Origin of the sequence: Sporosarcina sp. P16b (assembly GCF_002743065.1) — a bacterium.
Taxonomy (GTDB): Bacteria; Bacillota; Bacilli; order Bacillales_A; family Planococcaceae; genus Sporosarcina.
The window spans coordinates 36529-61673 of sequence record NZ_PDYO01000001.1; the positions used below are offsets into that span (position 1 = coordinate 36529).

General features: G+C 40.3%; 29 protein-coding genes. 18 read left to right on the top strand and 11 right to left on the bottom strand.

The genetic code is table 11. From position 1 onward, the window contains the following. Nucleotides 1-152: 152 nt before the first annotated feature. The 4 genes from CSV77_RS00185 to CSV77_RS00200 form a co-directional block, all read right to left on the bottom strand. On the bottom strand, nt 153-1343 hold the full coding sequence (locus CSV77_RS00185; RefSeq protein WP_099671886.1) for an MFS transporter: 1191 nt from the start codon (nt 1341-1343) through the stop codon (nt 153-155). 139 nt (nt 1344-1482) lie between these two features. Beyond that, entirely contained in the window at nt 1483-1938 is a 456-nt protein-coding gene (locus CSV77_RS00190) for a TlpA family protein disulfide reductase (RefSeq protein WP_099671887.1), read from the bottom strand. A gap of 91 nt (nt 1939-2029) precedes the next feature. Next, entirely contained in the window at nt 2030-2572 is a 543-nt protein-coding gene (locus tag CSV77_RS00195; RefSeq protein ID WP_099632383.1) for a peroxiredoxin, read from the bottom strand. Between the two features lie 165 nt (nt 2573-2737). Beyond that, nucleotides 2738-3040 carry a hypothetical protein gene (locus tag CSV77_RS00200; RefSeq protein WP_099671888.1) on the bottom strand — a complete coding sequence of 101 codons (303 nt, stop codon included), beginning with the start codon at nt 3038-3040 and terminating at the stop codon, nt 2738-2740. A gap of 201 nt (nt 3041-3241) precedes the next feature. Here CSV77_RS00200 and CSV77_RS00205 point away from each other — a divergent pair, with 201 nt between their 5' ends. From CSV77_RS00205 to CSV77_RS00225, 5 genes are read left to right on the top strand one after another with little or no spacing between them, the layout of a single operon-like run. Further along, entirely contained in the window at nt 3242-4348 is a 1107-nt protein-coding gene (locus tag CSV77_RS00205; protein ID WP_099632381.1) for an ABC transporter ATP-binding protein, read from the top strand. Further along, the gene (locus CSV77_RS00210; protein WP_099671889.1) at nt 4338-5150 is read left to right on the top strand and encodes an ABC transporter permease; all 813 of its coding nucleotides are present in this window, start codon (nt 4338-4340) and stop codon (nt 5148-5150) included. Before CSV77_RS00205 ends, CSV77_RS00210 begins: the two co-directional genes overlap by 11 nt. Beyond that, nucleotides 5147-5944, top strand: a complete 798-nt coding sequence (locus tag CSV77_RS00215; RefSeq protein WP_099632379.1) for an ABC transporter permease — start codon at nt 5147-5149, stop codon at nt 5942-5944. The genes CSV77_RS00210 and CSV77_RS00215 overlap by 4 nt, the downstream gene beginning before the upstream one ends. Then, the gene (locus CSV77_RS00220; protein ID WP_099671890.1) at nt 5941-7014 is read left to right on the top strand and encodes an ABC transporter substrate-binding protein; all 1074 of its coding nucleotides are present in this window, start codon (nt 5941-5943) and stop codon (nt 7012-7014) included. Before CSV77_RS00215 ends, CSV77_RS00220 begins: the two co-directional genes overlap by 4 nt. A 36-nt stretch (nt 7015-7050) precedes the next feature. Then, nucleotides 7051-7710, top strand: coding sequence for a potassium channel family protein (locus tag CSV77_RS00225; RefSeq protein ID WP_085428510.1), 660 nt, complete (start codon nt 7051-7053; stop codon nt 7708-7710). A gap of 308 nt (nt 7711-8018) precedes the next feature. Here the strand turns inward: CSV77_RS00225 and rnjA are convergent, their stop codons facing one another. The 3 genes from rnjA to def form a co-directional block, all read right to left on the bottom strand. Continuing rightward, nucleotides 8019-9686, bottom strand: coding sequence for a ribonuclease J1 (gene rnjA / locus CSV77_RS00230; protein WP_099671891.1), 1668 nt, complete (start codon nt 9684-9686; stop codon nt 8019-8021). 3 nt (nt 9687-9689) lie between these two features. Next, nucleotides 9690-9899, bottom strand: a complete 210-nt coding sequence (locus tag CSV77_RS00235; protein ID WP_099632376.1) for a DNA-dependent RNA polymerase subunit epsilon — start codon at nt 9897-9899, stop codon at nt 9690-9692. Between the two features lie 241 nt (nt 9900-10140). Continuing rightward, nucleotides 10141-10698, bottom strand: a complete 558-nt coding sequence (gene def, locus CSV77_RS00240; protein ID WP_099671892.1) for a peptide deformylase — start codon at nt 10696-10698, stop codon at nt 10141-10143. Nucleotides 10699-10867: 169 nt separating this feature from the next. Between def and CSV77_RS00245 the strand changes: the two genes are divergently transcribed. The 7 genes from CSV77_RS00245 to CSV77_RS00275 all read left to right on the top strand — a co-directional run bounded on the left by CSV77_RS00245 (nt 10868) and on the right by CSV77_RS00275 (nt 18102). Beyond that, the gene (locus tag CSV77_RS00245; protein ID WP_099671893.1) at nt 10868-11506 is read left to right on the top strand and encodes a YkyA family protein; all 639 of its coding nucleotides are present in this window, start codon (nt 10868-10870) and stop codon (nt 11504-11506) included. 328 nt (nt 11507-11834) lie between these two features. Further along, complete coding sequence (gene pdhA / locus CSV77_RS00250; RefSeq protein WP_099632373.1) at nt 11835-12950, top strand: pyruvate dehydrogenase (acetyl-transferring) E1 component subunit alpha; 1116 nt, start codon at nt 11835-11837, stop codon at nt 12948-12950. Nucleotides 12951-12953: 3 nt separating this feature from the next. Further along, a complete protein-coding gene (locus tag CSV77_RS00255; RefSeq protein WP_099632372.1) occupies nt 12954-13931 on the top strand; it encodes an alpha-ketoacid dehydrogenase subunit beta in 978 nt (325 codons plus the stop codon). Between the two features lie 34 nt (nt 13932-13965). After that, complete coding sequence (locus CSV77_RS00260) at nt 13966-15336, top strand: dihydrolipoamide acetyltransferase family protein (protein ID WP_099671894.1); 1371 nt, start codon at nt 13966-13968, stop codon at nt 15334-15336. 4 nt (nt 15337-15340) lie between these two features. Further along, complete coding sequence (lpdA, locus tag CSV77_RS00265; protein ID WP_099671895.1) at nt 15341-16753, top strand: dihydrolipoyl dehydrogenase; 1413 nt, start codon at nt 15341-15343, stop codon at nt 16751-16753. A gap of 74 nt (nt 16754-16827) precedes the next feature. After that, a complete protein-coding gene (locus CSV77_RS00270; protein ID WP_099671896.1) occupies nt 16828-17787 on the top strand; it encodes an NAD(P)H-dependent flavin oxidoreductase in 960 nt (319 codons plus the stop codon). 12 nt (nt 17788-17799) lie between these two features. Beyond that, the gene (locus tag CSV77_RS00275) at nt 17800-18102 is read left to right on the top strand and encodes a UPF0223 family protein (RefSeq protein ID WP_099671897.1); all 303 of its coding nucleotides are present in this window, start codon (nt 17800-17802) and stop codon (nt 18100-18102) included. A gap of 123 nt (nt 18103-18225) precedes the next feature. Here CSV77_RS00275 and CSV77_RS00280 read toward each other — a convergent pair whose 3' ends face one another. Continuing rightward, nucleotides 18226-18858, bottom strand: a complete 633-nt coding sequence (locus CSV77_RS00280; protein WP_099671898.1) for a YktB family protein — start codon at nt 18856-18858, stop codon at nt 18226-18228. A 158-nt stretch (nt 18859-19016) separates the two neighbouring features. Between CSV77_RS00280 and CSV77_RS00285 the strand changes: the two genes are divergently transcribed. Next, the gene (locus tag CSV77_RS00285) at nt 19017-19217 is read left to right on the top strand and encodes a hypothetical protein (protein WP_099671899.1); all 201 of its coding nucleotides are present in this window, start codon (nt 19017-19019) and stop codon (nt 19215-19217) included. Nucleotides 19218-19370: 153 nt separating this feature from the next. Then, the gene (locus CSV77_RS00290; protein ID WP_099671900.1) at nt 19371-20162 is read left to right on the top strand and encodes an inositol monophosphatase family protein; all 792 of its coding nucleotides are present in this window, start codon (nt 19371-19373) and stop codon (nt 20160-20162) included. A gap of 55 nt (nt 20163-20217) precedes the next feature. Here the strand turns inward: CSV77_RS00290 and CSV77_RS00295 are convergent, their stop codons facing one another. Continuing rightward, a complete protein-coding gene (locus tag CSV77_RS00295) occupies nt 20218-20403 on the bottom strand; it encodes a YlaF family protein (RefSeq protein WP_099671901.1) in 186 nt (61 codons plus the stop codon). Between the two features lie 100 nt (nt 20404-20503). Between CSV77_RS00295 and typA the strand changes: the two genes are divergently transcribed. Further along, nucleotides 20504-22345, top strand: a complete 1842-nt coding sequence (typA, locus tag CSV77_RS00300; protein ID WP_099671902.1) for a translational GTPase TypA — start codon at nt 20504-20506, stop codon at nt 22343-22345. 24 nt (nt 22346-22369) lie between these two features. Further along, nucleotides 22370-22705 (top strand): YlaH-like family protein, encoded by a 336-nt coding sequence (locus CSV77_RS00305; RefSeq protein ID WP_369802708.1) that lies wholly within the window; start codon nt 22370-22372, stop codon nt 22703-22705. Between the two features lie 19 nt (nt 22706-22724). On the opposite strand, the gene CSV77_RS00310 is transcribed toward CSV77_RS00305, so the two are convergent. Together CSV77_RS00310 and CSV77_RS00315 are read right to left on the bottom strand one after the other, a co-directional pair. After that, the gene (locus CSV77_RS00310; RefSeq protein ID WP_085133126.1) at nt 22725-22928 is read right to left on the bottom strand and encodes a YlaI family protein; all 204 of its coding nucleotides are present in this window, start codon (nt 22926-22928) and stop codon (nt 22725-22727) included. A gap of 13 nt (nt 22929-22941) precedes the next feature. Further along, complete coding sequence (locus tag CSV77_RS00315; protein WP_099632361.1) at nt 22942-23439, bottom strand: hypothetical protein; 498 nt, start codon at nt 23437-23439, stop codon at nt 22942-22944. A 177-nt stretch (nt 23440-23616) separates the two neighbouring features. Between CSV77_RS00315 and CSV77_RS00320 the strand changes: the two genes are divergently transcribed. Together CSV77_RS00320 and CSV77_RS00325 are read left to right on the top strand one after the other, a co-directional pair. After that, nucleotides 23617-23898: an Fpa/YlaN family protein gene (locus tag CSV77_RS00320; protein ID WP_085133128.1), complete on the top strand. Its 282-nt coding sequence runs from the start codon at nt 23617-23619 to the stop codon at nt 23896-23898. A gap of 64 nt (nt 23899-23962) precedes the next feature. After that, complete coding sequence (locus tag CSV77_RS00325; RefSeq protein WP_099632360.1) at nt 23963-25132, top strand: FtsW/RodA/SpoVE family cell cycle protein; 1170 nt, start codon at nt 23963-23965, stop codon at nt 25130-25132. Nucleotides 25133-25145 lie beyond the last annotated feature (13 nt).

A 25145-nucleotide genomic window follows, 5' to 3' on the forward strand; every position in this document is an offset into this window, starting at 1 on the left:
TAGTAATCAACAGTGTAGCGTAGGGGAACGGACCGTTTTTTAAGTTATGTCCCAGCCTCCTTAAAAGAAGACAAACTCTAGGCGTTCTAGAGTTTGTCTTCTTTTTTTCTACGATAAAACGTTTCTAATTACTGCGGCTAACATGACCTGTATTATGGAGTTCTCGCAGATTCAATAAGTGGCTTGTTGTTTCTAGCCCAGTATAAAGCGAGGATAAAGCAGAGTAAGAGAATGATTGTGCCGACTATATAGGGAGACTCCATATTCCAGTCGAATATGTATCCAGCTGTAGCGGGTCCAATCATGTTTCCTAGACTCATATAAGCATTCATCATACCGGCTGCGTAACCTTGTTCTTTACCGGCTAGTTTCGAAACTAAGGTGTTGACTGCTGGTCGCAATAATGAAGTGGCGGTTGAGAAGATCGTTGACACCAAGAGAATAGTGAAGAATGTATTCACGAATAAAATGCCTAACATTGCGAAAGCAGCTAAGACTAAATTGACTAAAATAATACGCATTTCGCCAAAACGTTTGAACAAACGATCGATGACAAATGTCTGGATGATGACACCTACAAATCCGCCAACTGTAATAATGACAGCGATTTGAGCAGGCGTATAGTTATACTTATGATCCACATACAACGAGATGGTGGATTGGAAATTAGCTAATCCGAATGAAAATACAAACATGACAATCAGCATAATGAAATAAGAAGTTTGTGTAGATCTACGCATTTGTTGGAAGATGTTTTCGTTCATTGTGCTTCCTTGCAGTACAGGCTTAGGGTTAGGTAAAAGCAATAAGGACACGATCGCCGCTAGAATAGACGCGGATGCAGCGAAATAAAATGGGAAATATAAGCTGATTTTAGATAAAAAACCGCCAATTCCAGGACCAATCATAAAACCTAAAGACATTGAAGCGCCAAGTAATCCCATTCCGCGACCGCGGGTTTGAGTGGATGTAATATCCGCTACAAATGCCATAGTAGGCGGAATAATAAAGGCGGCACCTAAGCCGGAAAAGAATCGTGCGAGATAGAGCATCCATAGTTCAGTTGATAAACTAAAAGCTAATTGAGAAAGTCCATAGATAATTAAGCCGAAAATAATAATGCTTTTTCTGCCGTATTTGTCTGAAAGATTTCCTGCGATCGGAGAGAAGATAAATTGGGCAAAAGAGAACATGGCAATCAATAGGCCGAGTGCGCGTCCTGCGACTCCGAAAGTACCTAAGAATTCAGGCATAATGGGGATGATCAGGCCGACACCAGCCATTGCGATGAACATGTTGAACATTAAAATATAAAGTGCGATTTTTGTAGGTATTTTGTTCATTCGGCAGCTCGCTTTCTAAAAACTTTTTACTAATCGTATCATAAATAAATTGGCAATGTCTGTCTCATGCTTGCTATAGGGTATTATGAGGAGAAGGCAGAAAAAAACGACTCCTTTTAGAAAAGAGTCGATGATACAATTAATCTTCTTTTTTCATTTCATCTAGCACACGATTAACACGTTTTTCTAGCATTTTCATTCCACTACCGCCAGCTTGGAAATGGCGTAATTGACCATCTTTGTCAAAGACATAGTAGGCAGGGACATATTGGTTTTCAAATGCATCGTTTAACTTCAATTCGCTATCAACGAAAATAGGTTGTGTAATATCATGCTCAGCTGCTACTTCCTTGATTTGTTCCAAATCGACATCGTCTTCTGAACGAGGCATGTGTATGGCTACCACATTTAGTTCTTCTTTGTATCGATCTCTGAAATTGTTTACATCCGGCATCGCTTCTTTGCACATGTGACAACTTACAGACCAGAAGTGGATCAATGTCGGTTTTTCTCCAACAAGTTCCGATTTAGAAGTTTCACCATTCAACCAAGTAGTAGCACCTTGAAGTTCAGGCATTTGCTCACGTAATTTCATCAAGAATTCCTCCTAGCTAAGTGGGTGTATATAGTATGTGATAAAAAAATCCCCACGAATAGTGTAACGCGTGGGGATGGTTGTCCAAAAATTAAAGAGTTTTTTGACCTGGACGCCAGTTTGCTGGGCAAAGACCGCCAGTTTGTAGTGCCTGTAGTACACGAAGAGTCTCGTCCACGTCACGACCGATGTTGTTATGGAATACTGTCTGATACTGAAGTTCGCCTTCAGGATTGATGATGTAAAGGCCGCGTAATGCAATACCTTCTTCTTCGATCAATACACCATAGTCGCGTGAAACAGAGTGGTTAGTATCTGCTGCTAGTGGGTATTTTAGTTGTTCAAGACCATTGTCTTTACGATCAGTGTTGATCCAAGCGAGGTGAGTGTGGATAGTATCAGTAGAAACACCGATTACTTCTGCATCCAAGTCTTCGAACTCATCGTAACGATCCGACATTGCAGTGATTTCTGTTGGACATACAAAAGTGAAGTCCATTGGATAGAAGAAAAGAACTGTCCATTTGTCGTTCTTCATGTTTTCTTGTAAACTAACTTTACCAAAAGATTTGTCAGCTAGTACTGCTTCCATTGTGAAATCTGGAGCTTGTTTACCTACCATACGCTCAGCCATTATATAAAACCTCCAATTAGTCTTTTGTACAACAACATGACTGTGTTGCACAAGTATAATTAGAATAACAAAGTTTCATGTGAAATTCAATTAGAATGACTCGAAGATAATAATAATTATTATAAAGAGCGATACACTTCATATATTTAGGATTTGAGCATCTGATTACTCAAAGTCTTGTTTACAGTCAGAAGGTTTTACTGGTCGTGTTTGACATGTTTTGCAATTAGGATCACAAATCATTTCTCGCCATTCATTGCAATCTTTACAGTAACGTGCGTCAAATTCATCGCTATAATGTAATGGCTCCATGCACTCTACGCAATGAGAGGCCATCTCTTTCCATGTTCGGATTTTTTTATTATTTACTAGAAAAATTCCTTCTAGATGATTTTCTCTTGTTGCGGATTCGTTTTTTCGATTCCGCTTGGCATCAGAGTCCAAATAAAAAAATAAATGGTCTTCCAACTGAATCCCTCCTCAATATATGGTTTCATTCTACTATGTCATCTGCGAAAAAACAATAATCATGACTATTTTCCTGTAGGCTGTTTTCTGATTCTACTTATAATAGATAGTTGATTTCACCAACATTTTGTGTATAATGAGTGAGTTTACAACTGTTCATTCATTACAAGAAATAATATGTTTAGGCAAGGAGGAGACGTATTGACTACTAACCCGATTATTCGTTTTGAGAATGTTACAAAACGCTATAATGAATCTACAACTGTCCTCGATCGTGTTTCATTCGAAATGGAACGCGGTAAGTTTTATACATTACTTGGACCTTCAGGCTGTGGAAAAACGACTATTTTACGTTTAATTGCCGGATTTACGGAAGCGACAGATGGGGGAATCTTCTTTAATGGAAAGAAGATCAACTCCGTACCCGCAAATGAACGCCAAGTGAACACGGTATTTCAAGATTACGCATTGTTTCCTCATTTGAATGTGTATGAAAATGTTGCATTCGGTTTACGTATAAAAAAAGTGAATAAGAATGAAGTGGATCGCCGGGTAAAAGAAGCGTTGAAGTTCGTGAATCTAGATGGTTATGAAACCCGTGAAATTACCGAAATGTCAGGTGGGCAGCGTCAACGCGTGGCCATTGCTAGAGCGATCATCAATGACCCTGAAGTGATTTTACTGGACGAGCCATTGTCGGCGCTAGATTTGAAATTACGTTCTGAAATGCAATATGAATTGCGAGAGCTCCAGCAGCGTCTAGGCAAGACATTTGTTTTTGTTACGCATGACCAGGAAGAAGCACTTGCGATGTCCGATGAAATTTTCGTCATGAATAATGGAGAAATTCAACAGTCGGGAACACCAATTGATATTTATGATGAGCCCATCAATCGCTTTGTGGCAGACTTTATTGGTGAATCGAATATAGTAACTGGAAGAATCATTAAAGATTATCTAGTGGAATTTACCGGTAAACAATTTCCGTGTGTAGATGGCGGATTCTATCCTAATGAAAAAGTGGATATTGTCATTCGTCCTGAAGATTTGGAAATGACGACTGTTGAAAAAGGGAAATTAAGTGTCACTGTAGATACGCAATTATTCCGAGGAGTACACTATGAACTGTCAACGTACGATTCTGATGGTAATGAGTGGCTAGTCCATTCAACGAAACCAGCGGATGTAGGAACGTTAATCGGTTTAGATTTTGAACCAGCAGACATTCATGTTATGCGTTTGAATGAATCTGAAGCGGATTTTGATGCACGTCTGGAATCGTTTGGAGTGGCGGAAGATGAGGAGTAAAAATCCGTTACGTTTTATATATGCCACACCGTATGCAGCCTGGTTATTATTATTTGTGCTAGCACCGATTGCCGTTATTGTGTATTACTCATTTTTTGATTTGTCGGGCCATTTAACCTTGGCTAACTATCGAAACTTCTTTACATCGATCTATTTCAAATTAACGATAAGTTCGTTTTGGTACGCATTTCTCATAACTTTTTTTGCTTTATTGATATCCTATCCGACAGCCTACTTTTTAACGAAGACGAGGCATAAGCAGTTGTGGTTGTTACTCATTATTATACCTTCATGGATTAATCTGTTGTTAAAGACTTATGCATTTATCGGATTAATGGGGGTTTATGGGCCTATTAATGCCCTTTTGGAGACTGTCGGAATAGGCAGTCAGCAAATATTATTCACTGATTTCAGTTTCGTGTTTGTTTCCGTGTATATATTTATTCCATTTATGATATTGCCTATTTTTAATGCTTTGGATAAAATCAATCCTACTTTATTGGATGCATCGAAAGATTTAGGAGCGAATGCATGGGTGACATTCAAACGGGTGATTTGGCCAATGACTACGGATGGCGTGAAATCAGGTATACAAGTTGTGTTCATACCGGCACTCTCCCTATTTATGATTACCCGTTTAATTGCTGGTAATAAAGTGATTACACTTGGTACCGCGATCGAGCAACAATTCCTCGTTACACAAAACTGGGGAATGGGCTCTACGATTGCTGTCTTTCTCATCATCTTCATGTTCTTAATCATGGTACTGACTTCTGGTAAAAAGGGAGGCATCATTAAATGAAGAAACTGGGGATTTTGCCGAGAATTTATTTGGCAGCAGTCTTTGTAATTTTATATGCTCCTATTTTTTATCTCATATACTACTCCTTCAATTCGGGAGATGGGATGTCGCATTTCGAATCATTCACTTTGGATCACTATCAAGCGGTATTTCAAGATACGCGACTTCTAATTATTGTCTTAAATACAGTCATTATCGCATTATTATCGGCCCTACTGTCTACTACAATCGGTGTGATTGGTGCGCTCACCATTTACTTCATGAAAAATAAATCTGCACGTCAAGCGGTATTGTCGCTAAATAATATATTGATTGTCAGTCCAGATGTAATTATCGGTGCATCTTTCTTAATATTATTCACGTTGGTTGGTGTGAAATTGGGCTTTGCTTCGGTGCTAATTTCTCATATCGCTTTTAGTATACCGATCGTCGTCATTATGGTACTGCCGAAGTTATTAGAAATGAGTACGACGTTAATAGATGCAGCACGGGACTTAGGCGCTTCACGTAAAGATATATTGACGCGTGTCATATTGCCTTATATTAAGCCGGGGATTTTCGCAGGGTTCTTTCTTGCGTTAACCTATTCATTGGATGATTTTGCTGTTACTTTTTTCGTGACAGGAAATGGATTTTCTACCTTGTCCGTAGAAATTTATTCAATGGCACGCACGGGAATCACGTTGACAATCAATGCGCTATCCGGATTGATCTTCTTAATAACAATCATTCTAGTGCTTGGTTATTATATAATCGGAAATAAAGCAAAATCACCTCAGGGGGTGAAAAAATGAAAGGATTAATGAGTAGTGCGTTTGTGATCCTACTCGTTTCGGGTATCTTGTTGTTCGCTAATTATCAGCTCGAGCATAAGGCGGGGCGAGCAGGTAAAGACACGATTACAGTATACAACTGGGGAGAGTATATTGACCCAGATCTTCTGAAGCAATTTGAAGAAAAAGAAGGCATCAAAGTAATCTATGAAACGTTTGATTCGAATGAAGGTATGATGGGGAAAATTGAACAAGGGGGAACTGCTTACGATGTAACAGTTCCGTCCGAATATGCGGTGCAGATGATGAAAGAGAAAAATCTTTTACTGCCACTCGATTTCTCGAAAATTCCGAACGTTCAACATATCGATCCATACTTCATGAATTTGCCGTTTGATCCAAACAATCAATATTCAATTCCATATTTCTGGGGAACAGTGGGTATCGCATATAATGCATCCTTATTGGAAGGTCAGACGTTTGAGAGTTGGGAGAGTTTATGGGATGCTTCACTGCGGCAGAAGCTCATTTTGGTCGATAGTGCGCGAGAAGTGATCGGAATATCATTGAATTCACTTGGCTACTCATTGAATTCAACTAGTTTGCAGGAACTAAAAGAGGCAACAGACAAGCTAGAAACGATGGGTCCGAACGTTAAAGCGGTTATAGGCGATGAAGTCACGCAACTCATGATCAATAACGAAGCGTCCGTGGCGTTGACGTGGTCTGGTCAGGCGGCAGATATGATTTCTGAGAACGACGACATAAATTATATCGTGCCGAACGAAGGTTCAAACTTATGGTTTGATAATATTGTCATTCCGAAAACTTCTACGAATGTGGAAGGCGCATATAAATTTATTAATTTCATGCTTGATCCTGAAGTGGCAGCGCAAAACGCAGAATACGTGGGGTATTCTACACCAAATAAGGCGGCTTTGTCATTTATGGATGATGACATTACGGGTGATGAACGATTTTATCCTGATGAAGAGGCAAGAAAGAACCTGGAAGTGTATGAAAATTTAGGTTTAGAAACACTTGGAGTGTATAATGAGTTATTCCTGAAATTTAAAATGGGATTGCGATAAGACATGTGACTATTCTCAATGGCGAGGAGTAATGAGATGAAAAAGGAATTTGTAGTAATTGGCTTAGGTCGTTTTGGTGGTAGTATCGTTAAAGAACTTATTGAATTAGAAGCCGATGTTATGGCGATTGATAAGTCACAAGAACGCGTAGAGGAATTTGCGAATATTGCTACACAAGCTGTGGCTGTCGATACGACGGATGAAGCAGCATTGCGGTCGTTAGGCATACGAAATTTCGAACATGTGGTAATCGCAATCGGGGAGAACATTCAGGCGAGCATTTTGACTACGTTGATTTTGAAGGAAATCGGCGTACAGCGAATTACAGTGAAAGCCCAAAATGACTACCATGAAAAAGTGTTGCGGAAAATCGGAGCGGATCAAGTTGTTCACCCTGAGCGAGATATGGGAAAGCGCATTGCGAATAACTTGGTTTCGAATAATATTCTGGATTATCTAGAATTATCCGATGAATACTCTATCGTGGAGATTCAAGCTAATAATCACATCGCAGGCTCTTCGCTAATAGATTTGGATATCCGTGCCAAGTACGGTGTGAATATTGTAGCGATCAAGCGTGGAACACATATACTAGTCTCTCCTCAGGCGATTGAGCAAATAGAAGTGAACGATGTGTTGATTGTGATCGGTTCTGATCTGGATATACATCGGTTTGAACGGAAGGCATTGCATTAATGAATAGAAAGTGCGAGAAGGGGAGAGCGCCGTTGATCGACGTTCCAGGCGTACCCTTTCCTATGGACTCGCGGTGAGCCAACCAGGTCGCAAGCTCCCTTTGGTTGTCTCACCTGTCGAGCTGATCCATCAGTCGCCGCCTTTCACTTAGGAACAACTAGTGTTGTTTTTCAACTTGGAACATCTAGTAAATGGTTAAAAGATCGTATAAAATATCCAAATAAAAAAATGAAGGCAACCCCTAATTTATAGGAGTTGCCTTCAGTCTAGAGCAAGTGCTAATGTGCGCTTGCTTTTTTGTATGCTTTTTAGAGTTCCATAATGACAGGAAGGATCATCGGCTTACGTTTCGTTTTCTCGTATAAATACGGAACGAGTGTATCGATGATATCGCCTTTTAGGTTGTTGACGGAATCAGGTTTAGCAGCCAGTTTGCGTTGTAATGTTTTCGAAAGCATATATTGTGCTTCATTGATCATAGCGCCTGATTCACGCATATAGACGAAACCGCGTGAGATCAGGTCAGGACCAGATACTAAACGGTTCTTTTTGGTGTCGATGGTTGCTACAACGATGACTAGACCATCTTCAGAAAGAATTCGTCTGTCGCGTAGTACAACGTTACCAATATCCCCAATACCGCTTCCATCGATGTATACATCGCCTGAAGGTACACGTCCGGCAAGTCTTGCTGTCGAGTCAGTGAGTGCGAGTACATCACCATTGCCCATAATGAAAATGTTATCAGGTTCAACATCACAGTCTATAGCAAGTTGGGAGTGCATATTCATCATGCGGTATTCACCGTGGATTGGCATGAAGTATTTAGGTTTGATTAAACGCAACATCAGCTTTTGCTCTTCCTGTGACCCGTGACCGGATGTGTGGATGTTGTTTAATGGACCATGAATAACTTCTGCACCTGCACGGAACAATGAATTAATCGCTTTGTTCACACTTAGAGTATTACCTGGAATGGGTGAAGATGAGAAGATAACGGTATCACCAGGTTGGATTTGGACTTGTCTATGCGTACCGTTTGCGATACGTGATAGTGCAGCCATCGGTTCACCTTGGCTACCTGTACATAAAATCATCACTTTATTAGCCGGAAGTCGGTTGAGTGATTGAGCATCTACGAATAAATCTTTCGGAGCATCAATATAACCAAGTTCGCGACCGATCGTGATGGCATTATCCATACTACGCCCGAAGACAGCGATTTTACGACCAAAAATCTGCGCTGATTCGATCACTTGTTGTAATCTATGGATATTTGAAGCGAATGTAGCGAAAATAATCCGACCGTCTACAGTGCGGAAAATATCATTTAGGCTTTCTCCAACTTTACGTTCAGACATCGTGAAGTTCGGTACTTCTGCATTTGTACTATCTGATAACAAACAAAGTACACCTTCACTACCAATTTTGGCCATCTTATGCAAGTTAGCAGGTTCACCGACAGGCGTAAAGTCGAACTTAAAGTCACCTGTATGAACGATGTTTCCGGAAGGAGTTTTAACCACTACTCCGAATGCATCAGGAATACTGTGCGTTGTTCTGAAGAATGATACGGCAGTTTTACGGAATTTGATAAAATCATCTTCTTCAATTTCATGAATTTCCGTTGTGCGCAACAAACCGTGTTCTTCCAACTTATTGCGAAGTAAACCAATTGCTAATTTACCACCGTAGACGGGAACGTTCACTTTGCGTAATAGATAAGGAATTCCACCGATATGGTCTTCGTGACCATGTGTGATGAAAAGGCCTTTAATCTTATCAATATTGCGTTCGAGATAAGTGTAATCTGGAATTACATAGTCAATACCAAGCAATTCATCTTCAGGAAACTTAATTCCGGCATCAATAATGATGATTTCATCTTGGAATTGTACACAATACGTATTTTTACCGATTTCACCTAGTCCGCCTAGGGCAAAAACGGCTGTTTCATTGTTTTTAATAGATTTCATTGATTAGACCTGCTCAACGTGAAAGTCTGGGGAGGCTTGTTCATATGCTAAATGCTCGCCCTCCAGCTTTTGTACGTATTCAATCATAAGATCGCGATCTTTAAGTTGATCGCGGACTTCTTTTTCTGATTCAGCTTCTACATACAAGCTGAGTGTGTTCTCGCGGACTGGAACTTCATGTACGTTTAAATGGTAATATACTTTAAAAATCATGTTTAACTCTCCTTTTTACGTTCCTAATAATACATATCATCAATAATAGCATGCAATTTCCCTAAAATAAAGAAAAGCCCACCAATTTAGTTGGCGGGCGTAAATGTCTAAGCAATTGTCTTTTTACCGAGCAGGCCATTAAGTCGTCTTAGCAGTTTGCGTTTTAGACGTTTGTACATGGCATCATCACTCCTTGACAAGACTGTAACAGAAAAACTTCATCCTGTCAAGTGTAAGAGCTTTACTCTCTGTCGAATGCTGTTGCGCCGGGGACTTCCTTGTAAGGGGCATTCGCATCAATATGATCATAAAACATAATACCGTTCAAATGATCGAGTTCATGCTGGAATGCAATGGCGGGTAATCCCTTTAGACGTTTTTTGATTACGTTTCCTTCTTTATCAAAAGCTTTTACGGTGATTCTTGCATACCGGGGAACATAACCAGGCACTTCACGATCTACTGATAAACAACCTTCACCGGTTTCTATATAGGTCTTTTCAACGGAATGGCTAATGATTTTCGGGTTAATAGCTATAAAGTTTTCCAATAGAACTTCGCCGTCCGGGATATGCAGAGCGAAGATTCTTTTAGATGCATTGACTTGTGGAGCGGCCAAACCGATGCCGGATCGTAAGCCGTATTTTTTACTCAACTCATCATTTTGGCTGTTGACGACATATTCCAACAGATCATCGCATAATTGACGGTCTTCATTACTTAAAGGAAAACTCACCTCTTTTGCTTTTAATCGCAACGTTGGGTGACCCTCCCGGATAATATCATTCATTAAAATCATTTCTACTCTTCCTCTCGGATATATTAGGTATAGTACAATCTACGATAAAATAGTAACTATTGTGCATGAAGGGTATATAATCGTAAAAACCAATTTCCTCTTATACAGTATAGACGAATGAGAAAAATGGTGAAAGAAAAAAGTATATAAAGTGTCTGGAGGGTTATTAATGAAGAAAGTAATTTGCGTATTGTTCATCTTCCTTCTACTAACTAGTTGTTCCAAAGAGACTGAAGTAACTCAACAACTTACAGATTTACTCGTGGTTCTGAATGAAAAAGAAAAACAAGGGAACAACTTTGGAAAGAAGTTACACGAGAAGGAGCAGAATGAACAAGTCTTGTTTATTGAGACAATGGAACTGACTCAACAGCAATATCAAGAAGTGAAACAACGAGTGGTTGCGATGAAAAAGTCTGCACATGAACGGGCTCAACTGTTAGAAAAAGAGGAAAGTGCTTTACACGAGTCGAAGAAAGCGATAGACCGGATGTCTGAGTGGGTAGAGCGTATGGAATTACATGATTCACTAGATGAAGTAGTTGAAGTATTGTATGAACGTTCTGAAATACAAGAGACGTTCATCATGCAGTATAAAAAACTTATAGATAGTCAGACGCAATTATATACGCAAATTGAAGATCCATCCATCCGCGAGCATGAACTTCAAAAGCATGTTCGTGATGTAAATGATTTAATCACTTCTAGCCAACAATCACTTATAGAATTCAATGAAGCAACTAGGGAAGTAAACAGGTTAGTGGCCCGCGCTTTGAAAAGTTTAGAAAACAATAAAAAGGAAATATAAAGTAGTGAGTAGGTAGGATTAAAAGCGACAACTAGTACGCGATAGGTATTTGATAAAGGTTCATCATTTCAGTTGTTATATGAATGTTCATTGATGACTTTCATAGATATAGATTGGCCAGTATGACCCAATAAAAACAGCTCTGTACCAATACAGAAACGATATTGTGTTAGTACAGTATGTTTTTAGAAAAATATAAAAATGATTAAAAGTCTTTGATTACAATGGTTGACCAAGCGCTCAGTATTGCGTATACTAGTAATTATAAGAAGTTGTATCAATTTTATTTAAAAAAGATATAATACAGATACGAAGGAGAGATCAAGATATGGTAGCTAAAAAAGGTAATCAGTATGACCCGGTGAAAGCGCTTCAACTGATTGAAAGCCAATTTGATATGGTGCAAATATTGAATGAGGAAGGAAAGATCGTCGATAAGGACTTAGATCCGAAACTTCCCGATGAGGAATTAGTGGAATTGATGAATCGCATGGTCTATACACGTATCCTTGATCAACGATCTATTTCTTTAAATAGACAAGGGCGTCTAGGATTTTACGCTCCTACTGCAGGGCAAGAAGCTTCCCAGTTAGCTTCTCAATATGTGTTGGAAAAAGATGATTTCATTCTCCCTGGATATCGTGACGTTCCTCAATTATTATTCCATGGCTGGCCATTGTATATGGCATTCCTATGGTCGAGAGGACATTATGCAGGAAGCGTGATTCCTGATGGACTTAATATTTTCCCACCGCAAATCATTATTGGTGCACAATATGTCCAGGCAGCTGGTGTAGGTCTAGGCTTTAAGAAAAAAGGTCAAAAATCAGTCGTCATTACATACACAGGTGATGGCGGAACTTCGCAAGGTGATTTCTACGAAGGATTGAACTTTGCAGGGGCATATAAAGTGCCTGCTATCTTCGTCATTCAGAATAACCAATATGCAATCTCTACACATCGTGATGTACAGACTGCTGCAAAGACCCTCGCTCAAAAAGGTGTAGCGGCAGGCGTGCCAAGTGTATTAGTAGACGGAATGGATCCATTGGCGGTATACGTTGCAACACGTGACGCAAGAGAACGTGCAGTTAATGGAGATGGACCAACGTTGATCGAAACAATGTGTTACCGTTACGGACCTCATACGATGGCTGGTGATGACCCAACACGCTATCGTACATCTGATGTGGATAATGAATGGGAAAAACGTGACCCGATTGTGCGCTTTAGAACGTATTTAGAAGCCAAAGGTATTTGGTCTAAAGAACAAGAGGAAAAAGTAATTGAACGAGCGAAAGAAGAAATTAAAGAAGCTATTAAAAAAGCGGATGCACAGCCTAAACAAAAGGCGACAGACTTTATGAAAATTATGTATAAAGGCGATATGCCATTTAACTTACAAGAACAATTGGATGCGTATGCTGGAAAGGAGTCGAACTAATCCATGGCAGAATTAACAATGATTCAAGCGATTACAGATGCGCTTCGTACTGAGCTAAAGACAGATGAAAACGTATTGCTATTCGGTGAAGACGTAGGCGCAAACGGAGGTGTCTTCCGTGCGACGGAAGGCCTCCACAAAGAATTCGGCGAGGAGCGGGTTTTTGATACGCCGCTAGCCGAATCTGGTATTGGTGGATTGGCAATTGGACTAGCACTTACTGGCTTTCGTCCCATTATGGAAATTCAATTCTTTGGTTTTCTATTTGAAGTAATGGATTCAGTGAGTGGACAAATTGCGAGAATGAACTTTAGAACAGGCGGCCATTTTAATGCGCCGATTACGATCCGTGCGCCATTTGGTGGAGGTGTAGCCACTCCTGAAATGCACGCGGACAGCCTAGAAGGTTTAGTAGCATCACAACCTGGTTTAACAGTCGTTATCCCGTCGACTCCGTATGATGCAAAAGGATTGCTTATCTCTGCAATCAAAAGTGATGACCCTGTAATTTTCTTGGAACATATGAAACTCTACCGTTCATTCAGACAAGAAGTTCCTGAAGAAGAATATTCTATTCCTTTAGGCAAAGCTGATGTGAAGCGTGAAGGTAAAGATTTGACCATTGTCACGTACGGTGCAATGGTGCAGGAAAGCTTAAAAGCTGCTGAAGCGCTTGAAAAAGAGAATTACTCAGTGGAAGTAATCGATTTACGTACGATTCAGCCACTCGATATAGAAACAATTATACAATCTGTTGAAAAAACAAACCGCGCAATCGTCGTACAAGAAGCGCAGCGACAAGCGGGAATTGCTGCTAACGTAGTAGCTGAAATTACTGAACGCGCTATTTTGAGTCTAGAAGCTCCAGTGATGCGTGTGACTGCACCAGACACGGTATATCCTTTTGCAGCGGGCGAAAACACATGGTTGCCTAATGCCAAAGACATTGCAGCGAAAGCAAGAGAAGTTCTAACATTCTAAATAACTGTTGGACAATCCAGGAAGGGTGAATTACGTGACTTATGAATTTCGATTACCAGATATTGGTGAAGGTATACACGAAGGGGAGATCGTTAAGTGGTTCGTAAAACCGGGCGATGAAATCCAAGAAGATGATACATTATTAGAAGTACAAAATGATAAATCCGTAGTTGAAATTCCATCACCTGTATCAGGTACAGTGGAAGAAATTTATGTTACTGAAGGTACGGTAGCAGTTGTTGGAGATAAATTAGTGCGTTTTGATGCACCAGATCACGGTATTCCAGATCATGAAGACGATGAAGAAAGTGCGGACTCTTCTGAAGAAGCAAGTGCAGAAAAATCTCATGAACAGGTAGGGGAAGCACTTGGTAGTGTAGATTCCAAGAAACCTGAACAGGCATCTGAAGAGCAGCAATCGACAGAACCGCAAAAAGAACAAAACATCGAGACAACTACTAGTGAGGTAGATGAAAATCGCCGAGTAATCGCGATGCCATCCGTTCGTAAATATGCACGTGAACAAGATGTAACGATAGCGCAAGTGGCTGGGAGTGGAAAAAACGGCCGTGTATTAAAGGAAGACATAGATTCATTTAAAGCGGGAGATCAACAACAATCGGTTGAAGAAACGACCCAATCGCAGCCGACCGAGGAAACACCTAGCACTTCAGAGAAGAAAGCTCCTGTTTTTGAAGGTGAATTCCCAGAGACTCGTGAGAAACTGTCTCCTATGCGAAAAGCAATCTCAAAAGCAATGTCAAATTCAAAACACACAGCAGCACATGTTACACTGTTAGATGAAGTAGATGTTACAGCACTTGTTGCACATCGGAAAGAATTTAAAGCGATTGCAGCAGAGAAAGATGTGAAGTTAACATATCTTCCGTATGTAGTAAAAGCGCTCGTAGCCACATTGCGTGAGTTCCCTCAACTGAATACGTCACTAGACGATGCGACAGAGGAATTAATTCAAAAACACTACTACAATATCGGAATTGCAGCAGATACAGATCGCGGTCTAATGGTACCAGTTGTTAAGAATGCTGATCGCAAGTCCATGTTTGCCATTTCGAATGAAGTGAATGAGCTAGCTGGAAAAGCGCGCGATGGAAAACTTCAAGCGGCGGAAATGAAGGGTGCATCATGTACGATCACGAACATTGGTTCCGCAGGTGGACAGTGGTTTACACCGATTATTAACCATCCAGAAGTAGCTATTTTAGGTATCGGAAGAATTTCTGAAAAACCAATTGTAAAAAATGGTGAAATTGTAGCTGCACCTATGTTAGCATTATCATTAGTATTTGATCACAGAGTGATTGATGGCGTAACGGGGCAATTAGCGTTAAACTATCTTAAGGAATTAATAAGTAATCCATCACTTTTATTAATGGAGGCGTAAAGCAATGGTAGTAGGAGATTTTCCAATTGAAGTTGACACACTTGTAGTAGGTTCAGGCCCAGGGGGATATGTAGCGGCAATACGCGCAGCTCAACTTGGTCAAAAAGTTACCATCGTAGAAAAAGATACAATCGGCGGTGTTTGTTTAAACGTTGGATGTATTCCTTCTAAAGCGATGATTTCTGTTGGACATCGCTTTGTGGATGCTCAGAATGCAGATGGTATGGGAATCACTGCGAAATCTGTCGAACTAGACTTTTCTAAAGCTATGAAATTTAAGGAAAGTGTTGTTTCTAAGTTAACTGGCGGCGTATCAGGTTTGCTTAAAGGGAATAAAGTAGAAACAGTTGCAGGTGAAGCGTATTTCGTAGATGCGAACACTGTACGTGTCATGACAGACAACTCTGCTCAAACATATAAATTCAACAACGTTATTATCGCAACGGGTGCACGCCCAGTTGAAATCCCTTCATTCAAATTTACAGACCGTGTAATCAATTCTACAGGCGCTTTAAGTTTGAAAGAATTACCGAAAAAGCTTGTCGTTGTTGGTGGCGGCTATATTGGTACAGAACTTGGATCTGCTTATGCTAATCTAGGATCTGAAGTAACTATTCTTGAAGGCGCGGATGATATCCTTGCTGGTTTCGAAAAACAAATGACGCAAATCGTTAAAAAAGGCTTGAAGAAAAAAGGCGTTGAAGTAGTTGTGAAAGCATCTGCTAAAGGCGTTGAAGAAACGAAAGACGGCGTCGTAGTAACATACGAAGCTAAAGGTGAAGAAGTAAAAATTGAAGCGGACTACGTTCTGGTAACAGTGGGCCGTCGTCCGAATACAGATGAAATCGGCTTGGAAGGTCTTGGCTTGAACATGACTGACCGCGGTTTGATCGAAGTGGACAAGCAATGCCGTACAAATCTACCGAATGTATATGCAATCGGTGATATCGTAGCGGGACCTCAGCTTGCGCACAAAGCGTCTTACGAGGCGAAAATTGCAGCGGAAGCTATTTCTGGAGAAAAATCTGAAGTGGATTATATGGCTATTCCAGCTGTATGCTTCACCGATCCGGAATTGGCAACTGTAGGCTTAAACGAACAACAAGCAAAAGATGAAGGTTATGACGTAGTAAGCGGTAAATTCCCGTTTGCAGCTAACGGCCGTGCCCTTTCATTGGATGCTACAGAAGGTTTCGTGAAGCTTGTCGGTCGCAAAGAAGACGGTTTATTACTAGGCGCTCAAATCGTTGGGGAAAATGCTTCTGACATGATTGCAGAGCTTGGTCTAGCGATTGAAGCGGGTATGACTCTTGAAGATATTTCTATGACTATTCATGCTCACCCTACACTCGGTGAGATTTCTATGGAAGCAGCAGAAGTAGCTCTTGGTAAGCCGATTCACATGATGATGAAATAAAACAGCTAGAATTGAACAGCCCATGGGATTTTTTCTCATGGGTCTTTTTACATTATGAAAAATGGGGGATTTTCATGTGGGAAACTAGAGTGACAAAACTGTTTGGAATTGAATATCCAATAGTGCAAGGGGGACTTGCGTATCTGGCTTATTCAGACCTTGCTGCTGCCGTTTCGGAGGCGGGTGGACTTGGCCAAATTACAGCGATGAGCTTGACTTCACCTGACGCATTGAAAGAAGAGATTCGCAAAGTTCGCGAAAAGACAGATAAACCATTCAGTATAAATTTTGCAATTGGTAATCATGGTAGATCCTACGAAGCGATGGTGGAAGCTGCATTAGAAGAAAAGATCGATATTATATCGGTTACCGGGGGAAATCCCGCGCCGCTTTTTGACATGTTAACCGGTACTAACGTCAAGAAGATGGTGTTGGTGGCTGCTAGAAGACAAGCGCAAAAAGCCGAAGAGATTGGTGCGGATGCTGTCATAGCGGTTGGACAAGAAGGTGGAGGGCATTTAGGCCGTGACGATATAGGTACGATGGTCTTAATTCCGAGGATTGTAGATTCTGTTAGTATACCGGTCATTGGTTCAGGTGGTATTGGTGATGGACGGGGCTGGATGGCAGCACAAGCACTAGGGGCAGAAGGAATCGAGATGGGTACTCGTTTCATAGCGACAAAGGAATGTGTGGATGCATCACCTGCTTATCTTGAAACTCTTTTAGCGAGCAGTGAACAAGATACAACGATTATCAAACGCACGATTGGTGCACCTGCTCGTGCATTGACGAATGACTGGACAGAGAAGATTCTGAAGTTGGAAGCGGAAGATGTTGGTTACGAAGGACTGAAAGCATTTATTAGCGGGGAAGCAAATTGTAAATTCATTCACGATGGTATGAATGATCAAGGCTTTGGTTGGGGTGGCCAAGTAGCGGGTATGATTGAAGATGTTCCAAGCGTTGATGAATTGTTTGAACGAATGAAAAAAGAAGCAATAACTATTCGAAAAAAATGGAGTGTCGGATAAGGAGAGAAGTAAATGGCAGGTTATCAATATCCACTACGTGCGGATTGGTCAACAGAAGAGATCGTGAAGGTGATTGATTTTTTCACAAAAGTAGAGCAAGCCTATGAATCGAGTATCGAACGAGACGAATTCATGAGATATTATCGAGCTTTCAAAAGTGTTGTTCCATCCATGGCCGAAGAAAAAACGCTATGCAAGGAATTTGAGGAAAGCAGTGACTATGTTGCATTTCGCGTAGTGAAAGCGGCAAAAGAGAGCCAACCAGGCGAACTGCTAAAGGTGAAAAATAATCAAAGCAAAAGACACCCATTTTAAAAGGTGTCTTTTGCTTTGATTTCACTTCCTAATAGGCCTTTTACAAAACGCACTGTTGATCGAACGTGGAAGCATCCGCCTAGTATGTCGATCCATGGTGTGTTCCCACATGCAATTTTTATTTCAATCTAAAGAATGAATAACTACGTCATAAACAGGCAATAACTTCGTGAACGTATCCTCTGCATACTCATAAAATTGCTCTTCACTCATTTTGGATGCTTCATCTCTTAAAAGGTGACGACCAACTAAAAACTCCGCTTTTTTCACCGTTTGTAGACGATCCAACAATTTTTCGAGACCTTCTACACCTGCTTCACTAATATGCTCGGCTTCTGGCTTCATATGGTCTCCGGAAACTATAAAATCTTTTGGTAGGGAAGTCATAACTTCCAAGTCTTTTTCTAAACGTGTAGCAATCCCTTTTTTATCGGGATTTTCATAAATAATTGCCAGTACAATGAATAAATGAGTGCTCCACAAGCCAATCTGAAAGTGAGGTAACGCTTTATAGCCTCTCTTAGCGGGAGCGAATGCTACCCAGCTATCCCGTGGCGGATTGACAGTTCGCCTCGCGTGTTTTGCAACATGTGGAAAAAACTCACCCGTACCGTGGGCGGAAAGGCGGTGTGCAAAATGATTTCCTAATTCTATGAATTTCGGTTGTACCTTTTCCTGCAAAGCTTTCATGCGATTATCCAAGCCATCAATGGTAAAAACGTCAAAATCATTTGATGACCAATAAGACTGAAACAAGAAAATCTCCTCCAGTTTGTAGTGACTACGTTTATCTTATCAGTAATTGGGGAATAATTTAAAATAACAAGGCTTCTAACCACTAAAAGTCGGAATTTTCGCATATCTTACTAATAAGACGGTTGGAGTCAAATATTAACTTAAAAGGGGTGCTACTTATGAAACAGGTCGTTCATTTTATCCGAAAAGAAGATGTTGAGAGAGAATATGTGAGAACTTTACAATTGGAATTGGATTATGAATTAGCTACTCTATACGACGCACTGCAAGACCAAGACACAGTTCAAGTTGATAAAAGCAAACTACGATTGACGGAAATTCACAATGAAATGGAGACACTTAATGTTTTTTCGATGTAAGCATGGTTTAATAAAAGACATCCCCATTCACTTCAGAAATTGAAGGAAATGTGACGGGGTGTCTTTTTACTTAATATCCTATCACTGTTATCTCTTTTGTTCCGTTGCCTCTGTGTTATACTAGCGATAGTCGGAATGGGAAGAGGTGGCAGAATGAATCTTAATGCGATAGATCGATATGCGAAATCGTTAATCAAAGAGGCTGGCCACAAAATACGAGTGTCTTTTTTTAGTACAATTGACATCGATTCAAAGGCAGACGCTAATGATTTAGTTACCAATATCGATAAAGAAGTGGAAAGCTTTTTTGTAGAACGGGTAAAACAAGACTTTCCTGAGCATAAAATGGTTTCGGAAGAGGGATTTGGAGATAAGATATCTTCGCTTGACGGAATAATTTGGTTCCTTGATCCAATTGACGGAACGATGAATTTTATCCATCAGAGAAGGAACTTTGCGATTTCCTTGGGGATTTATGTAGACGGCGTGGGGATGCTGGGCTACATATATGATGTAATGCGGGATGAGTTATACCATGCAGCGAAAGGTGAAGGTGCTTATTTCAATGATGAGCGTCTACCCCAGCTGGAAATCACACCACTTGAAGAAGCGATCATCGGCATCAATGCTAGCTGGGTTGCGCCAAATCATCGAGTGGAAAATGAAAAAATTATTGAGCTCGTCACACGTTGCCGTGGGACACGATCATATGGTTCGGCTGCGATTGAGCTAGCATATGTTTCGTCGGGAAGAATCGACGCGTATATTTCTATGCGGCTGGCGCCTTGGGATATAGCTGGGGGAATCGTCATTGCGCAAGAAGTAGGAGCTGTAGCAACGAACTTAGAAGGTGTGAGACCACATCTACTCGGATCTGACACATTTATTGTCACACGTCCGGGATTACATGAAGAGATTTTATCGAAATATATCCGACTAAAATAAAAAAGGGGCTGTTTGTTAAACCAAAACGGTTTAATATACAGTCCCTTTGAGTTATTTATAGCGTGCCTTCTCTACGCATACGTGCTTTCGTTTTAAATCCGTAACCCATTATTAAAATAAGGGCGACAATGGCAAGGACAACAACGAATAGACTACGCATACCTACTCCAATACCAATTGCGGACATGGAAAGTACGGCACCGAGTGAATAAATTACGAAAATCCACTTAATGTCTTTCAAAAAAATCCCTCCATATAAATTAAAATATTATTTAATTAGACTATCTTGTGCTATAATAACACAGTTGAACATCTGAAATAAAGATAAACGGAGTGAAAAAATGACAAACGAACGTACTGATCTTAGAAATATTGCAATTATTGCCCACGTAGACCATGGTAAAACGACATTGGTCGACCAATTACTAAAACAATCCGGTATTTTCCGGTCGAATGAACATGTAGATGACCGCGCAATGGACTCAAACGAACTAGAGCGTGAACGAGGAATTACGATCCTAGCTAAAAACACTGCTATTGAATATAATGACACAAAAATCAACATCTTGGATACACCAGGTCACGCTGACTTTGGTGGCGAAGTAGAAAGAATCTTGCGTATGGTAGACGGCGTAATTTTAGTTGTTGATGCATTCGAAGGTTGTATGCCACAAACTCGCTTCGTACTGAAAAAAGCTCTGGAAACAAACCTAAAGCCAATTGTTGTTGTAAATAAAATTGACCGTGATTTCGCAAGACCGGAAGAAGTAGTAGACGAAGTACTTGAATTATTCATCGAACTTGATGCGAATGATGAACAATTAGAATTCCCGGTTGTTTATGCTTCAGGATTCAATGGTACTGCGAGTCTTTCTCCAGATCCTGAAACACAAGAAGACACATTACGTGTTCTTTATGAATCCATTTTGGAAAACATTCCATCACCAATCGACAATCGCAACGAACCACTTCAGTTCCAAGTATCTCTACTGGACTACAATGATTACGTTGGTCGTATCGGAATCGGACGTATCTTCCGTGGAACGATGAAAGTTGGAGAGCAAGTCGCAGTTCTTAAGCGTGATGGATCTGTAAAAACATTACGGGTAACAAAACTATACGGTTTCCTAGGCTTGAAAAGAGTCGAAGTTGAAGAAGCGTACGCAGGTGACCTCGTAGCCGTTTCGGGAATGGGTGACATTGATGTCGGTGAGACAGTTTGTCCAACTGATCATCAAGAAGCGCTTCCTGCACTCCACATCGATGAGCCGACGCTTCAAATGCGTTTCTTAGTTAATAACAGTCCGTTCGCTGGACGCGAAGGGAAATGGATCACTTCACGTAAAATTCAAGAGCGTTTAGATCAACAGCTTGAGACGGATGTTTCATTACGAGTGGAACAAACAGATTCTCCGGACGAATGGATCGTATCTGGACGAGGAGAACTTCACTTGTCTATACTTATCGAAAATATGCGTCGTGAAGGTTTCGAACTTCAAGTTTCTAAGCCACAAGTTATCATTCGCGAAATCGATGGCAAGCGTAGCGAGCCTTTTGAACGCGTTCAAATTGATGTACCGGAAGAACATACTGGATCAATCATCGAATCTATTGGTGAACGTAAAGGTGAAATGTTGGATATGATCAATAACGGTAACGGCCAAGTGCGTTTAATTTTCTTGGTACCCGCTCGCGGATTGATCGGTTATACAACAGACTTCCTTACATTGACTCGTGGATACGGAATCTTAAACCATACGTTTGACAGCTATAAACCAGTTACTACTGGTAAAATCGGTGGCAGACGTCACGGAGTTCTTGTGTCTATGGAGAATGGAACAGTAACTGGTTATAGTGTTATGCAACTTGAAGACCGTGGAACCATGTTTGTGGAGTCAGGTGCAGAAATCTATGCTGGTCAAGTAGTAGGAGAAAGTAACCGTGATAGCGATTTGACGATTAACTTAACGAAAATCAAACATGCTACTAACGTCCGTTCAGCTTCGAAAGACCAAACTGTTACAACGAAAAAGCCACGTCTTATGTCGCTTGAAGAAGCACTGCAATATATTGCTGATGACGAGTACTGTGAAGTTACACCAGAATCTATTCGTATACGTAAAAAAGTTCTAGACAAAAATGAACGCGAACGTATAAATAAAAAGAAAAAACTTGGCGAATAATAAAGATAGAAGGGAATGTATGGAATGAGAGTAGAAGATTCAGAAATGGTCTACAATCGGTTGTCGGGAACCGCTCGCATTATTTATGAATATGCGCCAAATTTCACGACAGCCGGCTATATTCTGTTTGCGCTCGTTTTCATCATGTCTGCTATTGTGTATAAGCTTGGATTTGCAAGGAAGATTGGCTTTGGTCGAAACGTTATCATTTATACGTTCCTATTTATTGGATGTATCATACTAACATTCTTAGCTTTCTTTCTTCCAATCGTAGAAGGACTGTTTGTGGCTGCTGCTATTCTTATTATCTATCGTGTTCGACGAATGAATGAACACAAAAAAGACTCCGTTACTGAGTAACGGAGTCTTTTTTATTCGATTAAAAATCTTTTTCAGTCGGATCTGAGCTGCGGTGGAAAACAAAGTTGCCAGTTGCAATACGCTTCTCTGTTAAATTACTGATCCGCTCTCTACAAGTAGGGCACATATACGTATGAATAGGCCGGTTTCGTAATTTCTTGGCAAGCGGATTATCATCCTCTAATTGATCGTTTTGGTCACATATGACACATTTAACGCGCATTGGAATTTCTCCTTCAATCCACTTGGATAGCCTGGACATAACGAATCGGTGAATCTTGATTCGATCCGTCTTTAAACAGTACATGTACAGGACCGTCTTCTCGAAGAGGTTTGCCATTATGACTGAATTTGAAAATGACGTTGTTTGCTTCCTCAAGTGGATACGTGTATTTTTCGTCTTTTGTAATGAGTGTAAATGTTGTTGCATTTGCAGATGGAACAGCATTGTGTATGAATGGTTTCAATACAATACCGAAGCTGTTTGACAACATTTTATCTTTTTCATATCTTTTTTCACTTTTTAAAGTAGGTGGGTACGTGGCACCTTCCATGATTTCTCTAGACCAGTGTTTACCCATTCTTTCTTTATACTCTTCCATTTCATCTTTTTCAATAAAATCCTCTGAGAAGAATTCATCCAGATCAATACGGCGATCATCAAATATCCAAACAGTAGGATCTAATGTAATTGCATGTTTCACGTTTCCGGTAATTGGTATAATAAGTTCCAAAATATATCCCCCTCAATCGATAGTCACTAGTTTTAGTATACCTTTTCATAGAAGAAGTGAAAAGGATTTCATTTCAGTTCGTTTTTTTCATTGGGTAACGCTTGCATTTTGTAAGAGCAAAAGATACAATTTAGACATTAACACCTTGCGGGAATAATGAATAATGGGGGCGTCTCCATGGAAATAGAAGTTCAAGATACGTACAAAGAACAGGCCATGAAACAACTGCAAATCGATGCAGAGAAAATTGCAAAGCTAATCAAAGTTCAAATGGATAATTTAACGATGCCGCAATGTCCACTATATGAGGAAGTACTCGATACGCAAATGTACGGATTATCCCGTGAGATTGATTTTGCTGTGAAGCTCGGACTAGTCGAACAAGATAAAGGCCGTGAAATAATCTCTGTTCTCGAAAAAGAGTTAAATATTTTACACGAACTGTATACAAATAAATAAATGGAAGACTCAAACTACTCCAACAGTTTGAGTTTTTTATTTAAGACGACGAGGTACAATGAAAATGAAGACTTATATGAATCGAATTTTACGCAATTTTGACTATCCATTATTTTTTGTCTATTTACTGCTCTCTTTATTTGGGCTGATTATGATTTACAGTGCAAGTATGGTGTGGGCTATGAATATTTATAACTTTGAACCATCCCATTTCTTTAGGAAACAAGTAACGAACTTAGCCATTGCCATACCAGCGTTTCTGTTGGTGTCCATTATTCCTTACCGGCATTATAGAAATAAGAAGTTCTTGTATAGTACGCTAATCGTCATGTTTACTTTACTGGTCATTGTAAAGTTCATCGGATTTGGTGATGCTGTAGGGGCGAAGAGTTGGCTTTCATTACCGTTTGGAATAGGGAACTTACAGCCGACAGAAGTAGCAAAAATTGCATTTATCGTATATTTCTCAGGTGTATTTGCGAATAAATATTATGCAGGTACATTGGATGAAATCAAAACTACTATTTTCCCGACATTTTCTGTTTTAACAGCTTCTCTTTTATTAGTACTATTGGAACCGGATTTTGGAGCCACCATGATTTTATTCCTTGTTGCTATTTCTGTCATCATGGCAAGCGGAATGCAAGTGAAGAACTATCTAATCATCAGTCGTTTTTTCGCTTTGCTAGGCGTGTTAATCGGGATTGTTCTGTGGATTAAGTGGGATACGGTCATGACTGTTTCGCGTATGGGACGCTTTCTTGCTTTTACAGATCCCTTTGAATACATACAAGGTTCAGGCCTGCAAATTGTCAATGGATACATTGCAATTGGTGCTGGAGGGCTCAAAGGTGTAGGCCTCGGAAACAGTATTCAGAAACTTGGCTATTTACCTGAGCCACATACTGATGTTATCATGGCAGTAATCTCTGAAGAAACTGGACTGCTTGGAACGACGCTTGTTCTTGGAGGTCTCTTTTTCATCGTGATGAGAGCGTTTACGGTTGCACTGCGTACAAAAGACGCACATGCAAGAATGCTCGCAGCTGGTGTAGGTAGTTTGATTGCTATTCAAACACTGGTAAACTTAGGTGGATTGACAGGATTAATTCCGTTAACAGGCGTTACATTGCCGTTTATTAGTTATGGCGGTACATCTGTTGTGTTCTTGTCGATTGCGCTAGGTATTTTGATGAACGTTTCAATGTTTGTAAAATATGAGAGATCAGAGTAGAGGGGATTGATTT